The sequence below is a fragment of the Microbacterium sp. NPDC096154 genome (genome assembly GCF_040302945.1).
Classification (GTDB): domain Bacteria; phylum Actinomycetota; class Actinomycetes; order Actinomycetales; family Microbacteriaceae; genus Microbacterium.
This window is the reverse complement of sequence record NZ_JBEOSM010000008.1, coordinates 78469-92217: the sequence shown is the minus strand read 5'-3', so window position 1 is coordinate 92217 and position 13749 is coordinate 78469. Positions and strand designations below refer to the sequence as shown.

Genomic DNA, 13749 nt, shown 5'->3' with positions numbered 1-13749 from the left:
GAGCGGATGGGACTATGGCTGAACGATCGCGTGGTCGATGCGACCGAGGACGACGCATTCGCGCACGTCGTGGGCGTGGCGAGTGGGCAGATCGACCTCGACGTGTCCGCCGCCTGGTTCGCGGAGCGCATGCGCCAGCGCATGAGCGAACGCTGACGCGCGCGTTACGCCGTGACGACCTGCGCGGTGCCGATGCCGGCGTCGGGGCCCATCTCATCGGCGATCCGGCGGGCCTCCTCGATGAGGGTCTGCACGATCTCGGCCTCCGGCACGGTCTTGATGACCTCGCCCTTGACGAAGATCTGGCCCTTGCCGTTGCCCGATGCGACGCCCAGGTCGGCCTCGCGGGCCTCGCCCGGGCCGTTCACGACGCATCCCATGACGGCCACGCGCAGCGGGACGGTGACGTCCTTGAGACCCTCGGTCACGCTCTCGGCGAGCGTGTAGACGTCCACCTGGGCGCGGCCGCACGACGGGCACGACACGATCTCGAGCTTGCGCTCACGCAGGTTGAGCGACTGCAGGATCTGGTGACCGACCTTGACCTCCTCAGCCGGCGGGGCCGACAGGGAGACGCGGATCGTGTCGCCGATGCCCTCCGACAGCAGGATGCCGAAGGCCGTGGCGCTCTTGATGGTGCCCTGGAACGCCGGACCAGCCTCCGTGACGCCCAGGTGCAGGGGCCAGTCGCCCCGCTCGGCGAGCTGCCGGTACGCCTTGACCATCACGATCGGGTCGTTGTGCTTGACGGAGATCTTGAAGTCGTGGAAGTCGTGCTCCTCGAACAGGCTCGCCTCCCACACCGCCGACTCGACGAGCGCCTCGGGCGTCGCCTTGCCGTACTTCTCGAGCAGGCGGCGGTCGAGCGATCCGGCGTTCACGCCGATGCGCAGCGAGACCCCCGCGGCCTGTGCCGCCTTCGCGATCGCCCCGACCTGGTCGTCGAACTTGCGGATGTTGCCCGGGTTCACTCGCACCGCGGCGCAGCCGGCGTCGATCGCCTGGAACACGTACTTCGGCTGGAAGTGGATGTCGGCGATGACCGGGATCTGGCTCTTCTTCGCGATGATGTGCAGCACATCCGCGTCGTCCTGGCTCGGCACCGCGACGCGCACGATCTCGCAGCCGCTCGCCGTGAGCTCGGCGATCTGCTGCAGCGTCGCGTTGATGTCGGTGGTCGGCGTGGTGGTCATCGACTGCACGCTGACGGGCGCGTCGCCGCCGACGAGCACCTTGCCCACGCGGATCTGGCGGGACTTGCGACGCGGGGCGAGCGTTTCGGGGACGCGGGGCATCCCGAGATTCACGGCTGGCACGCTCCCCAGGGTAGTCGGCGCGGATGGGCCGAGGCTGGATGCGCCCGGGCTCGCGGGAATCGTCCAGGCGCCCCGCTCTGCGCAAGCGCGCCCCCGCGCGAGCGTGCGGGGCCTGAGCGGAGGCGGGAGGCGGGAGGCGGGAGGCGGGAGACGGGAGGCGGGAGCGAAAAGCATGGTACGTTTCCGGCATGTCCGCGAACCTCACCTCCTGGTGGCCCGCCTCCTAGGCGGTGCTTTCGCGAACACGAGAACAGACCGCCGTCAGGGCGGTCTTTTCGTATGTCAGGCCGCCGCACCGCCGAGGAGAACCCGATGACCGGCACCGCCGACCTGATCAACCGCCTGGCAGCCGATGCCGACGCCTCGTTCGCGTTGATCGCGCGCGCGGGCGCATCCGGCTCCGTCGAGCACATCGAGGTGCTGACCGGGGCCGTGCAGGACGTGGAGCTGCTCGCCGACATCCCGCTGCAGGATGAGCGCGGCGTGCCGCGCGAGGTGCTCGCCATGGTGCCCTACCGGCAGGTGCGCGAGCGCGGATTCGAGGCGCACGACGACGGCGCTCCCCTGCGCTGCCTGCTGGTCGAGGCGCACGAGCGCGTGCCGCTGGCCGAGGCCATGGCCGTGCTTCCGACGGAGCCCGTGCCGCTGTCGGGCGCCGGCTTCGACATCGCCGACGCGGAGTACGCCGACATCGTGCGGCGCGTGATCTCGGACGAGATCGGCCGCGGCGAGGGCGCCAACTTCGTGATCCGCCGCGACTACATCGCGGACGTCGACGCCGCCCCCCGCGTCGCGGCGCTGACGTGGTTCCGCGCGCTGCTCGAGCACGAGCGCGGCGCCTACTGGACGTTCGCCATCGTGACCCCCGGCCACGTCGCGGTGGGTGCGAGCCCCGAGGCGCACGTGACCGCGGTCGCCGGAAGCGCGGGCGAGCCGAGCGTCGTGACGATGAACCCGATCTCCGGCACGTTCCGCCATCCGTCCGGCGGCGCGACGGCCGAGACGCTCGCGGCGTTCCTCACCGACACCAAGGAGACCGAGGAGCTCTTCATGGTGGTCGACGAGGAGCTCAAGATGATGAGCGCCGTGTGCAGCGACGGCGGCCGGATCACCGGCCCGCACCTCAAGGAGATGTCGCGGCTCACGCACACGGAGTACATGCTGCGCGGCACCAGCCGGATGGACCCGCGCGACATCCTGCGCGAGACGATGTTCGCCCCGACCGTCACCGGCTCGCCGATGCAGAACGCGTGTGCCGTCATCCGTCGGCATGAGCGCACGCCGCGCGGCTACTACTCGGGGGTCGCGGCCCTGTTCACGCCGCGCGAAGGCGGCGGGCACGACCTGGATGCTCCCATCCTGATCCGCACGGCGTACCTCGTCGACGGCCGCCTGCGGGTGCCGGCCGGCGCGACGCTGGTGCGGCACTCCGACCCGCAGGGCGAGGTGTCCGAGACGCACGGCAAGGCCGCGGGCGTGCTCGGCGCGATCGGCGCCGTGCCGCGGGCGTCGGCCCCCGCGCCCGCCGAGGACCCGGACGCCCCGACGCCCCTTCCGGGACGCGCGCAGACCCGGCGTCCGCTGGCCGAGGATCCCCGGATCGCCGAGCTGCTCGCGTCGCGCAACGCCCGCCTGGCGCCCTTCTGGCTCGAGCCCCAGGGCTCGGGGCCGGGGCCGTTCGCCGGCCGGTCGGCGGTCGTGGTCGACGCGGAGGACCGCTTCACCACGATGCTCGCGCATCAGCTGCGCCATCTGGGCCTGGACGTGACCATCGCGCACTGGTCGGAGGCGACCGACGCCGACATCGACGCCGCCGAGCTCGTCGTCTCCGGTCCGGGCCCAGGCGACCCGCGCGACGCGGCCAACCCCCGAGTCGCCCGGATGCGGGAGATCGTGGCGCGACGTCTCGAGGGCGGCGACGCCGCCGCCCCGCTGCTCGCGGTGTGCCTGAGCCACCAGATCCTGAGCGACCGCATCGGCCTCGACCTCGCGCCTCTCGCGAGCCCGCACCAGGGCCTGCAGAAGACGGTCGACGTGTTCGGCGAGCCGGCGTCGATCGGCTTCTACAACACCTTCACGGCCCGGGCCATGCCGGGTGTCTCGCGGCTCACGCCGAGCGAGACGCGCTGCGGCCGGGTCGGTCCCGTCGAGCTCGCCGCCGATCCGGCAACCGGAGACGTGTACGCGCTTCGCGGCCACGGCTTCGCGTCGGTGCAGGGCCACCTCGAGTCGATCCTGTCGCGCGACGGCATGCGCACGCTCGAGCGGCTCGTCTCGCACGCGCTCGCCTGAGCGGCGGCCTGCCGGGCCACCGGTCCAAGCGCTGAGCCTCGGCGTCCCCCGCCCCGGCGCGCCCGCTCAGGAGTTCCCGCGCTGTGTCTGCGGGGACCGCTCCTGCGCGAGCACCACGCCCGCCAGCACGAGCACCCCGCCGACGACCTGGGGGATCGTGACGGCCATGCCGAGCAGGACGGTCGCGATGGCCGTGAAGACCGTGATCAGGTTGAGGGAGACCCCGGCCTGAGCCGGCGGCACATGCTGCAGGGCGTAGTTCCACAGCACGTACGACAGGATCGACGGGAAGACCGCGATGTAGGCGAGCGACCATCCGCCCGCGGCGGTGTCGGGAAGATCCAGCCCCTGTGCCAGCACGAAGGGCGTGAGGCCCGCGACCACGAACGCGCCCTGCACCGCCACGGCCGAGATGGGCGGAAGGCGCGGGCCCGTGCGCCCGATGATCGTGTACGCCGTCCAGGCCACGATCGCGCCCACCATGATCAGGCTGCCGATCTTCGGCGGGTGCTCCAGGATGGTCAGCGGGCGCCCGCCCGAGATGATCCAGAACACCCCGGCGAACGCCAGCAGGATGCCCGCGATCCCCCGCCACCCGAGCCGGGCCCCCAGGAACACGACCGCGGCGATCGCGATCAGCGCGGGGTTGAACGCGTTGATGAGCGAGAGCTGGAACGGCGTCTCGGTGCCGAGCGCGGCGTACAGCAGCAGGTTGTACCCCGCCACGCCGATGCCGCCGAGCAGCGCCAGCCGCGGCCACGACCGCAGCAGCGCGCGCCAGTCGGGACGCTCCACGGCCTGCGCGATCGCGAACAGCGGGAGAACGGCGAGCACCCACCGCATCCACGTGAGGCTCACCGGATCGGTCTCTGCCACCGCGATCACGCCGAGCAGGTAGTTGCCCGCCCAGCACAGTGTCGCGCCGACGAGGGCGACGTATCCGCGCAGCACGGATCAGCCGCCGGCCAGGCGCACCGGGTTGAAGATATCGGCCGCGAACAGCAGCGCCCCCATCCCCACCATCAGCACCACGACCAGCAGAGTCACCGGCACGAGGCGCGTCGCATCGGCGGGAGCGGGGTCGGGCGTGCCGCGCACCCGCGCCCACGCGCGCTTGAGCGCGTCCCACAGCGCGATGGCCACGTGGCCCCCGTCGAGCGGCAGCAGCGGGATGAGGTTGAACACGAACAGCGCGATGTTGACCGAGGCGAGCAGGCCCACCATGGCCGCCACGCGGTCGAGGATGGGCGCCTCGGTCGCCGCGACCTCGCCCGCGAGCCGGCCGACGCCGATCACGCTGAGCGGCCCGTTCGGGTCGCGTTCCTGCCCCGTGAACAGATCGACCGCGGTGTCCCACAGCCGCACCGGCAGCTGCAGGATGATGCCGCCCACCGATCCGACGGTCTCGAATGTCGCCTGGGGGCCCGTCCAGATCGGCTGGCGCACGCGCTCGACCGCGGCGGTGAGGCCCGCGAAGCCCACGCTCTGGGTCGTCACCTGACCGTCCTCGCCGGCGAGCTCGCGCTCGGCGAGCACGGGCGTGAGGGTCAGCGGCACGGTGCGGCCCTCGCGTTCGACGACCACCGGGATGGAGCGGTCGGGGTTGTCCTGGATGATCCGCGACGCCTCGGCGAACGTCGAGACCTCCTGCCCGTCCAGGGTGACGAAGCGGTCGCCCGGCTGCAGCCCCGCGGCGAGCGCCGGCGACGCCGGATCCCCAGGGGCGCACTCCGTGGCGTCGGACCCCGCGGGCAGCACGCACTCCGCGACCGCGTCGATCGTCGTGGTCGTCTGCTGCATCCCGATGCCGCTGTACAGGACCGAGAACAGCACGAGCGCGAGCAGCAGGTTCATGATCGGGCCGCCGAGCATCACGACGATGCGCTTCCACACCGGCAGGCGGTAGAAGGCGCGCGAGTCGTCGACGCCCTCGAGCGTCTCGTGATTGGCATCGCGCGCATCCTGCACCAGGGTCGCGAAGACGCCCCGCGCCCTCGCGCTCTGCTTCACGGGTGCGTACATGCCCGCCATCGAGACGAAGCCGCCCAGGGGAAGAGCGCGGACGCCGTAGACCGTCTCGCCCACCCGACGCGAGTACACGATCGGGCCGAGGCCGACCATGTACTGGCTGATGCGCACGCCGAACCGCTTGGCGGGCACCAGGTGGCCGATCTCGTGGAGGGCGATGGAGACTGCGAGCCCCACCACCACGATGAGCACGCCGATCACGAACGCCACGACTGCCACGGATCAACCGTACTGCCCGCTGCCTTTGAATCGGCTCGGCCGCAGACCGGGACGCAGGCCCCGCGGAGGCCGTCGTCGAGCCGGCGGGCCCGCGACCGCGGGTAGATTCGAGGCATGACGACCCGGCAGCAGCGCGTGCTCCGCGGTGCGGTCTGGGCGTCGGTCGCGACGCTGCTCGCCGCGACCTCGCACACGCTGGCAGGCGGTGCCGCGCCGTCGCCGCTGCTGGTCGCCGCCGTGGCCGTGCTGCTCACGCCCGCCACCGCGGCGCTGGCGGGACCCCGCCCGGGGCTCGGACGCCTCGCCGCGGTCGTGCCGCTCGGGCAGGCAGCGTTCCACGGCGTGTTCGCGCTGCTCGGGTCGCCGACCGGCACCGCGTCCGGCGGCGCCCCGCACGTGCACGGCGCCGCCGACCTGCTGCAGCGCTCCGCGCAGGCTGCCGCCGCGGTGCCGGATGTCGTCGCACCTCCCGCCGAGAGCGCCGCCATGTACGTCGCGCACGCGATCGCGGCGCTGGTCACCGTGGCGCTGCTGTGGCGCGGCGAGCGGCTCGTCCGCGCCGTCGCGGGCGGCGTGGTCGCGGTGCTGCGCCGCTTCGGGCTGACCCGCGCGCCGCTCGTCGCCCGTCCCGTCTCCCCCGCTGCCGCCCCCGCCGTCCGCCGGGCGGCAGCCGTCCTCCTCTCCTCCGCCTCCCGGCGCGGCCCGCCCCTCGCGCTCGGCGCCTGAGAACCCTGCCTCGCGGCACGCGGTGATCCGGGCGCAGACGCAGCCATCCCGCGCCGCGGCCTGTGCCGCGCCGCGCTCCCGCGCGCCGGGGCACTCGCCCGCGCGCCCGCACAGATCTCGGAGAGACCCATGTCCACCACCCCCGCTTCCCGCCGTCCCGCCAGCCGCCGCATCGTCCGCGCTGCCTCCGCCACCGCGCTGGCCGCGGGCCTCGTCCTCGCCGCTCCCCTCGCGGCCAGCGCGCACGTGACCGTCACGCCCGACTCCGGCGCCCCGGCGCCCGGCGGCTACGACGTGCTCACGTTCGCGTTCAGCCACGGCTGCGACGGATCGCCGACCACCGCGCTGCAGATCGACGTGCCCGACGGGCTCGACTCGGTGTCGCCGACCATCCAGCCCGGTTGGACCGTCGATGTCGAGCGCAGCACCTCCGACGGCCTGATCGACCGCGTCACCTACACCGCCGACGAGCCCGTGCCGAGCGACCTGCGCGCGACGGTCGAGCTGGGCGTGAAGTACGCCGTGGACGCCTCGGGCACGCTCGCCTTCCCGGTCGAGCAGGTGTGCGCCGAGGGCTCGACGTCGTGGTCCGAGCTCGCCGCCGACGGCGAGGATCCGCATGCGCTCGACCACCCCGCGCCCGTCGTGACGCTGGCGGCCGACGCGGCGTCCGGCTCCGCCGACTCCGCGCATGCGCACGCCGACGAGCCGGCACAGGATGGCGCGGCGGCCGCGGCTCCCGCCGATCCGCTGCCGATCGCGCTCGGCGCGGGCGGCCTGATCGCGGGTGTCGCCGCGCTCGTCGTGTCGGTGCTCGCCTGGCGTCGGACTCGCGGCTGAGCTCCCGCCGCGTCCGGCCCAGTGTGGTCCGGGTCGGACGCGGCGTGCCCCGCACCGCCCGACCGTGCACGCGCCGTGCCCCGTGCGAGACTTGATGACGCCATGACGAACCCTCCCTCGAACCTGCCCCCGGTCCTGCGCCCCGAGAACCCCCCGCGACGGGCACTCGGCGACCTCGCCTCCCGCTTCGGCCGCGGCACGCGGGGCGCCGTGGAGGGCGTGGAGATCAGCGGCGTCACGCTCGCCACGGCCGATCTGCGCGCAGGCGAGGCGTTCGTCGCGATCCGCGGGGTGAACCGTCACGGCGCGGAGTTCGCGCAGGTCGCCGGCGACAAGGGCGCCGCCGCGGTCGTCACCGACGCCGAGGGGGCGGACATCGCCGAGCCCTCAGGGCTGCCCGTCGTCGTGGTCGACGACCCCCGCGCCATCCTGGGCGAGCTGTCGGCGTGGGTGTACGGGACCGACCGCGACCTGCCGCTGCTGCTGGGCTCGACGGGCACCAACGGCAAGACCAGCGTCACGCACCTGCTCGATGGCCTGCTCACGCAGATGGGCGTCGTCTCGGGGCTGTCATCCACCGCCGAGCGCCACATCGCCGGCGAGGTGATCGTGTCGCGCCTGACCACGCCCGAGGCATCCGAGTTCCACGCGCTGCTCGCGTTGATGCGCGAGCGCCACGTCGAGGCGGTCGCGGTCGAGGTCAGCGCCCAGGCGCTGACCCGTCACCGCGTCGACGGGCTCGTGTTCGACGTCGCCTCGTTCACGAACCTCACGCACGACCACCTCGACGACTACGCCGACATGGCCGAGTACTTCGAGGCGAAGATGCAGTTCTTCCGCCCCGACCGCGCGCGCCGCGGCGTCGTGTCGCTCGACTCGACGCCCGGCATCGACGTCGCCGCCCAGGCCGAGATCCCGGTCGTGACGATCGCGACGCCGTCGATCGCCGCCGATCCGGATGCCGCCGCCCGGGCCGACTGGATCGTCGCGATCGACGACGAGCAGCAGACCGGCACGCGCTTCACCCTGACCGGACCCGCCGGATCGCTCACCACGACCGTTCCCGTGATCGGCCCCCACATGGCCTCGAATGCGGGACTCGCGATCGTGATGCTGCTCGAGGCGGGCTACCCGTGGGAGCGCATCGCCGGGGCGCTCGAGCGCGACGGCGGCATCCAGGCGTACCTCCCGGGCCGTACGCAGCGCGTCTCCGGCGACGAGGGGCCGGCGGTCTACGTCGACTTCGGCCACACTCCCGACGCGTTCGAGAAGACCCTCGCGGCCGTGCGCCGCGTCACCCCGGGCAAGGTGCTGATGCTGTTCGGCGCCGACGGCGACCGCGACAAGACCAAGCGATTCGACATGGGCCGCACGGCGGTCGAGGGCAGTGACATCGTCGTGATCACCGACCATCACCCGCGCTTCGAGGACCCGGACGCGATCCGCGCCATGCTGCTCGAGGGCGCCCGTGCGACGAACCCGGATCACGAGATCCACGAGGTCTCTCCGCCGGAGGCGGCGATCGTGAAGGCCGTGTCTCTCGTGGGACCCGGCGACGCCATCCTGTGGGCAGGGCCCGGTCACCAGGACTACCGCGACATCCGCGGGGTGCGCACGCCCTACTCGGCGCGCGAGCTCGCCCGGCGCGCCCTGCGCGACGCGGGCTGGCCCGTGCCCGCCCCTGCCTGGCCCGTGCCGTACGAGGACTGACCTCCTCCCCGGTACACACCAATGTGCGTGTGCACTCGGCCGGAGGGCCCAGTGCACACGCACATTGGTGTGTAGTCGGGAGGACGGGGCGTCAGGCGCCGGCGATCAGCCGATCGGCCTCGGCGCGGGCCCAGGTCTCGGCCTCGGCGAGCGACTCTCGCGTGAGCTCGGCAGGGGCATCGTGCGCCTCCACGACCCGGCGCACCGTGTCGACGATGCCGAGGAAGGGCAGCCGCCCCTCGTGGAAGGCGTCGACGGCCTGCTCGTTGGCGGCGTTGTAGACCCCCGGGAACGTGCGCCCGGCCGTGCCGACCTGCTTCGCGAGCGCGACAGCCGGAAAGGCCCGCTCGTCGAGGGGCTCGAAGGTCCAGGCCGATGCCGTGGTCCAGTCGAGCGGCGCGCCGACGCCCGCGACGCGGTGCGGCCAATCGAGACCCAGCGAGATCGGCAGGCGCATGTCGGGCGGCGATGCCTGCGCGATGGTCGATCCGTCGATGAACTCGACCATGGAGTGCACGATCGACTGCGGATGCACCACCACGTCGATGCGCTCGTAGGGGACGTCGAACAGCAGGTGCGCCTCGATGACCTCGAGCCCCTTGTTCACGAGGGTCGCGGAGTTCGTCGTGACGACGCGCCCCATGTCCCACGTCGGGTGCGCCAGCGCTTCCGCCGGCGTGACGGCCGCGAGCGACTCGCGGCTGCGGCCCCGGAACGGCCCTCCCGACGCCGTGAGCACCAGCCGGCGCACCTCGTCGGCGGTGCCGGAGCGCAGCGCCTGCGCGAGCGCCGAGTGCTCGGAGTCGACGGGCACGATCTGCCCCGGTCGGGCGGCCCGCTTGACCAGCTCGCCGCCCACGATCAGCGATTCCTTGTTCGCGAGCGCGAGCGAGCGGCCCGCCTCGAGCGCGGCGAGCGTCGGCCCCAGCCCGACCGATCCGGTGATGCCGTTGACCACGACCTCGCACTCGACGTCGCGCACCAGCTGCTCGGCATCGGCGGCCCCGAGGGCCGTGTGCTCGACGCCGAACTCGGCCGCCTGCGCGGCCATCGCCTGCGCGTTCGATCCTGCCGACAGGCCGACGACCTCGAAGCGGTCGCGGTTGGCGCGGATCACATCCAGCGCCTGGGTTCCGATCGACCCGGTCGATCCCAGGATGACGACGCGACGCATGCGGGTCACGGCTGGTGCATGGGCTTGCCGGAAGCCAGGATGTCGAGCACGAAGGTCAGCGTCTCCTTCTCGAGCTCGTGCCCGGGCACCGAGCCGTAGCCGTCGGCCGGCGGCATCGTCACGAGCACCTGCGAGCCCACCGTCTGTCCCTCGAGCGCCTTGGTGAAGCCGGCGACCACCGCGCCGGTGTTGAACGGCACGGGCGAGCCCGCGTCCCAGCTGGAGTCGAAGACGCTGCCGTCCGACCACTTCACGCCGGTGTAGTTCACCAGCACGTCGTCGCCCGACTCGACCACGGCGCCCTCGCCCTTGATCAGGGTGGTCACCTGCGTCTCGGCCGGCGGCTCGGCATCGGGCAGGGTGATGGTCGGGGCGCCCTCGTCCGACAGCTCGACCGTCGGAAGCCCCTCGGGCACGTCCTGCTGCTCGCCGGATGCGCGCGCCGGGACGTCGTCGGCCGTTCCGAGCACGTCGATCACGTACACGGCAGCGGCGCTCTGCTCGCTGCCCGGGATCGTCACGGCCACGCGGGAACCGACCGGCGCGCAGCCGAGCAGCTGGCCGACACCGCTCGCGGCCGAGGCCTCGAGCGGCAGGAGCGTCTCGTCGAAGCCGCCCACCTGCGCGAGCTCGCCGTTCGACGCGTCGAAGATGGCCATGGCGTACTCGACGCTCTCACCCTCCTGCAGCGGCTCTCCCTCGCCCTCCGTGACCACGGTGCGCAGCGGCTCGGCGATCTCGAGCGGCGCCTCGAACGCCACCTCGGGGACCGACCCCACCTCGCCCGTGACCTCGAGCGCGTCGGTCGCGTCGCCATCGGGCAGGGCGGCACCGCACAGATCGCCCGCCGCGGAAGCGCTGGGGGTCGACTCGGGAGCGGGTTCGCCGGAGCATCCGGCGAGCGAGACCGCGGCGAGCGCGAGGGTGGAGAGAAGGACTGCAGGGCGAAGACGCACGGAGATACCTCGATCGTTGTGGATTCGTCCCATCTTCCCCCATGCCGCCGATGAACCGGCTGAGGGTCCGAGCCACGGACTGCCCGGGCAGCATTCCTCGGCGGGCATGGGAGCCCGGATAACCTCGACGGATGACCTCTGCCGACTCCGTGGCCCCCGCACCAGACGAGCAGAACGATCCCTTCGAGCAGCCCAGCAGGCCCGGCTGGTTCTACACGCTCGCGCGCAATTCGCTCGCTCCGCTCGCTCGCGCGATCTACCGCCCGCGCGTCGAGGGCAAGGCGAACATCCCGCGCGAGGGCGCCCTGATCTTCGCCAGCAACCATCTGTCGTTCATCGACTCGATCGCGATCCCCGTGGCGGTCGCGCCGCGGGCCGTGCACTTCCTCGCGAAGTCGTCGTACTTCGAGGGCACGGGCTTCAAGGGATGGCTGTCGCGGTCGCTGTTCACCGCCGCCGGCGCCGTGCCGGTGCGACGGGGCGCGGGCCAGGCGGCGCTCGACGCCCTCGACCAGCAGCGCCAGATCCTGGAGACGGGAGCGGCCGTCGCACTGTACCCCGAGGGCACCCGCTCGCTCGACGGGCGCCTGTACAAGGGACGCACGGGAGTGGCGTTCCTGGCGCTGCAGACCGGAGCCCCGGTCGTGCCCGTCGGGCTGATCGGCACCGACAAGGTCATGCCGGTGGGATCGAGGGTCCCGTCGCTGCGCCAGCGCGTGACCGTCCGGTTCGGCGCGCCCCTCGACCTGTCGCACCATGGGCCCGCGAGCTCCGGCAAGGCCCGACGTGCCGCGACCGACGAGATCATGGCCGCGATCCACGCGCTGTCGGGTCAGGAGCTCGCCGACGCCTACAACGAGACGCCCGCGCAGACGCCGATCGAGAAGATCAAGCGCGTGCTGCCGCACGAGCGGCGGTGATCCTCTCCGACCGCGCCGCCGGCTCTAGCCGACCGTGACGATCGCCTCGTGCGTCACCGGGAAGTTGACCGAGCGCGCGATGAAGCACCAGTCATGGGCCGTGGCATGAGCCGCCTCGGCCGCCTCGATCATCGACGCGTCGGCGACGGTGACGCGCGGATGCAGCACGACCTGCTCGAACTGCGCGCTGCCCTTGCCGTCCTCTCGCATGAGGCCCGTGGCCTGGTCCGTGTACGACGTCACGACCACACCCGCCTGCACGCACGCGTGCAGGTACGACAGCAGGTGGCACTCCGAGAGCGCCGCGACCAGCAGGTCCTCGGGATTCCAGCGCTCGGGGTCGCCGCGGAACGGCTTGTCGGACGACGCCAGCAGCGTGGGCTTGCCCGCGACCTCGAGAGTGACGTCGCGCGAGTAGTCGCGATAGCCGGATGTGCCCGTGCCCAGGTTGCCGGTCCAGGTGGCGGTGAGCGCGTAGCGATGTTCTCCGAGCATGCCGCCAGTCTGGCAGGCGCTCAGCCGGACCGCCGCGCGACGAGAGCCCTGCGGCGCATCGATAGGCTGGAACGGTGACCGAGACCTTCAGCGTGCAGGATTCCGTGGAGCTCGCGATCGTCGAGCGGGGCGGGTTCGTGGAGTCGCGTCATGCGGGCTCGGCGATCGTGCTCGGCCCCGGCGGGGAGGAGCTGACGCGCCTGGGCGACCCGGATGCGCTCGTCCTGCCCCGCTCATCGCTGAAGCCGCTGCAGGCGGTCGCCGTCGTGACGGCGGGCGCCGAGCTGACGGGCGAGCGCCTGGCGCTGTCGACCGCGAGCCACGCGGGCACCGACCGCCACGTCGCGGTCGTGCGCGAGATGCTGTCCGCCGTGGGGCTGACGGAGGATCACCTCGCGTGCCCCGCCAGCTGGCCGAGCGACGCCGCGACGCGCGACGTCATGGTGCGCGACCACTTCGATCAGGCCGCGGTGCGCCACAACTGCTCGGGCAAGCACGCCGCGATGCTCACGGCCTGCGTCGCGACCGGATGGGATGTGTCGGGCTATCTGGATCCGGCCCACCCGCTGCAGCTGCACATCCGCGAGGTCGTCGAGCGCCTCACGGGCGAGAAGATCGCGGCCACGGTGGTGGACGGATGCGGCGCGCCCGTGCACGCGATGTCGCTGACCTCGCTCGCGCGCGGCATCCACCGCATCGGCACGTCGTCGGAGCGCTCGCCGTTCGCCCTGCACCGTGTGGCCGGCGCGCTCGTGCGCACCGTGCGCGAGAATCCGTGGGCGGTCGACGGGCCGGGTCGCTCCGACACCCTGGCGATCGAGCGGTTCGGCGTCTTCTCGAAGCTCGGCGCCGAAGGCGTGCAGATCATGGTCGCCCCCGACGGCACGACGGTCGCGCTCAAGACTCTGGACGGCTCGCTGCGCGCGGCTCCGCTGGTCGCGCTGTCGCTGCTCGCGGGTGCCGGCGCGATCGCCCCCGGCAATGTGGCGGAGTTCGCCGCGCACCCGCTGTTCACCGTCACGGGCGGCGGCCAGCCGGTCGGCCGCATCCGCGCCACCGTCTGACGGAGGCGC

General features: G+C 72.8%; 13 protein-coding genes. 7 read left to right on the top strand and 6 right to left on the bottom strand.

All coding sequences use genetic code 11. The features are described 5' to 3' along the window. Nucleotides 1-6: 6 nt before the first annotated feature. Entirely contained in the window at nt 7-156 is a 150-nt protein-coding gene (locus ABTW64_RS12020; RefSeq protein ID WP_350622685.1) for a hypothetical protein, read from the top strand. Nucleotides 157-164: 8 nt separating this feature from the next. Here the strand turns inward: ABTW64_RS12020 and ispG are convergent, their stop codons facing one another. Continuing rightward, nucleotides 165-1316 carry a flavodoxin-dependent (E)-4-hydroxy-3-methylbut-2-enyl-diphosphate synthase gene (ispG, locus tag ABTW64_RS12015; RefSeq protein ID WP_350622683.1) on the bottom strand — a complete coding sequence of 384 codons (1152 nt, stop codon included), beginning with the start codon at nt 1314-1316 and terminating at the stop codon, nt 165-167. Nucleotides 1317-1628: 312 nt separating this feature from the next. On the opposite strand from ispG, the gene ABTW64_RS12010 reads away from it, so the two are divergent. Continuing rightward, the gene (locus ABTW64_RS12010; protein WP_350622681.1) at nt 1629-3608 is read left to right on the top strand and encodes a chorismate-binding protein; all 1980 of its coding nucleotides are present in this window, start codon (nt 1629-1631) and stop codon (nt 3606-3608) included. A gap of 66 nt (nt 3609-3674) precedes the next feature. Here ABTW64_RS12010 and ABTW64_RS12005 read toward each other — a convergent pair whose 3' ends face one another. After that, nucleotides 3675-4559: a DMT family transporter gene (locus ABTW64_RS12005; protein WP_350622679.1), complete on the bottom strand. Its 885-nt coding sequence runs from the start codon at nt 4557-4559 to the stop codon at nt 3675-3677. A 3-nt stretch (nt 4560-4562) separates the two neighbouring features. Next, nucleotides 4563-5855, bottom strand: coding sequence for a M50 family metallopeptidase (locus ABTW64_RS12000; RefSeq protein ID WP_350622677.1), 1293 nt, complete (start codon nt 5853-5855; stop codon nt 4563-4565). A gap of 114 nt (nt 5856-5969) precedes the next feature. Between ABTW64_RS12000 and ABTW64_RS11995 the strand changes: the two genes are divergently transcribed. The 3 genes from ABTW64_RS11995 to ABTW64_RS11985 all read left to right on the top strand — a co-directional run bounded on the left by ABTW64_RS11995 (nt 5970) and on the right by ABTW64_RS11985 (nt 9131). Further along, nucleotides 5970-6581: a hypothetical protein gene (locus ABTW64_RS11995; protein WP_350622675.1), complete on the top strand. Its 612-nt coding sequence runs from the start codon at nt 5970-5972 to the stop codon at nt 6579-6581. Nucleotides 6582-6710: 129 nt separating this feature from the next. Further along, nucleotides 6711-7421, top strand: a complete 711-nt coding sequence (locus ABTW64_RS11990) for a YcnI family protein (protein ID WP_350622673.1) — start codon at nt 6711-6713, stop codon at nt 7419-7421. A 102-nt stretch (nt 7422-7523) separates the two neighbouring features. Next, the gene (locus tag ABTW64_RS11985; RefSeq protein ID WP_350622671.1) at nt 7524-9131 is read left to right on the top strand and encodes a Mur ligase family protein; all 1608 of its coding nucleotides are present in this window, start codon (nt 7524-7526) and stop codon (nt 9129-9131) included. Between the two features lie 91 nt (nt 9132-9222). Here the strand turns inward: ABTW64_RS11985 and dxr are convergent, their stop codons facing one another. Continuing rightward, nucleotides 9223-10305, bottom strand: coding sequence for a 1-deoxy-D-xylulose-5-phosphate reductoisomerase (gene dxr, locus ABTW64_RS11980; RefSeq protein WP_350622891.1), 1083 nt, complete (start codon nt 10303-10305; stop codon nt 9223-9225). A 5-nt stretch (nt 10306-10310) separates the two neighbouring features. After that, nucleotides 10311-11261, bottom strand: a complete 951-nt coding sequence (locus tag ABTW64_RS11975) for an FKBP-type peptidyl-prolyl cis-trans isomerase (RefSeq protein ID WP_350622669.1) — start codon at nt 11259-11261, stop codon at nt 10311-10313. 131 nt (nt 11262-11392) lie between these two features. Between ABTW64_RS11975 and ABTW64_RS11970 the strand changes: the two genes are divergently transcribed. After that, the gene (locus ABTW64_RS11970) at nt 11393-12181 is read left to right on the top strand and encodes a lysophospholipid acyltransferase family protein (protein WP_350622667.1); all 789 of its coding nucleotides are present in this window, start codon (nt 11393-11395) and stop codon (nt 12179-12181) included. Between the two features lie 24 nt (nt 12182-12205). On the opposite strand, the gene ABTW64_RS11965 is transcribed toward ABTW64_RS11970, so the two are convergent. After that, a complete protein-coding gene (locus tag ABTW64_RS11965) occupies nt 12206-12676 on the bottom strand; it encodes an OsmC family protein (RefSeq protein ID WP_350622665.1) in 471 nt (156 codons plus the stop codon). Between the two features lie 74 nt (nt 12677-12750). Here ABTW64_RS11965 and ABTW64_RS11960 point away from each other — a divergent pair, with 74 nt between their 5' ends. Beyond that, nucleotides 12751-13740: an asparaginase gene (locus ABTW64_RS11960; RefSeq protein ID WP_350622663.1), complete on the top strand. Its 990-nt coding sequence runs from the start codon at nt 12751-12753 to the stop codon at nt 13738-13740. Nucleotides 13741-13749: the final 9 nt, after the last annotated feature.

Excerpts from the sequence above, each read along its gene's own strand:
- ABTW64_RS12010 (WP_350622681.1), top strand. The coding sequence starts at position 1,629 with ATGACCGGCACCGCCGACCTGATCAACCGCCTGGCAGCCGATGCCGAC.
- dxr (WP_350622891.1), bottom strand. The coding sequence starts at position 10,305 with ATGCGTCGCGTCGTCATCCTGGGATCGACCGGGTCGATCGGAACCCAG.
- ABTW64_RS11970 (WP_350622667.1), top strand. The coding sequence starts at position 11,393 with ATGACCTCTGCCGACTCCGTGGCCCCCGCACCAGACGAGCAGAACGAT.
- ABTW64_RS11995 (WP_350622675.1), top strand. The coding sequence starts at position 5,970 with ATGACGACCCGGCAGCAGCGCGTGCTCCGCGGTGCGGTCTGGGCGTCG.
- ABTW64_RS11965 (WP_350622665.1), bottom strand. The coding sequence starts at position 12,676 with ATGCTCGGAGAACATCGCTACGCGCTCACCGCCACCTGGACCGGCAAC.
- ABTW64_RS11990 (WP_350622673.1), top strand. The coding sequence starts at position 6,711 with ATGTCCACCACCCCCGCTTCCCGCCGTCCCGCCAGCCGCCGCATCGTC.
- ABTW64_RS11985 (WP_350622671.1), top strand. The coding sequence starts at position 7,524 with ATGACGAACCCTCCCTCGAACCTGCCCCCGGTCCTGCGCCCCGAGAAC.
- ABTW64_RS12020 (WP_350622685.1), top strand. The coding sequence starts at position 7 with ATGGGACTATGGCTGAACGATCGCGTGGTCGATGCGACCGAGGACGAC.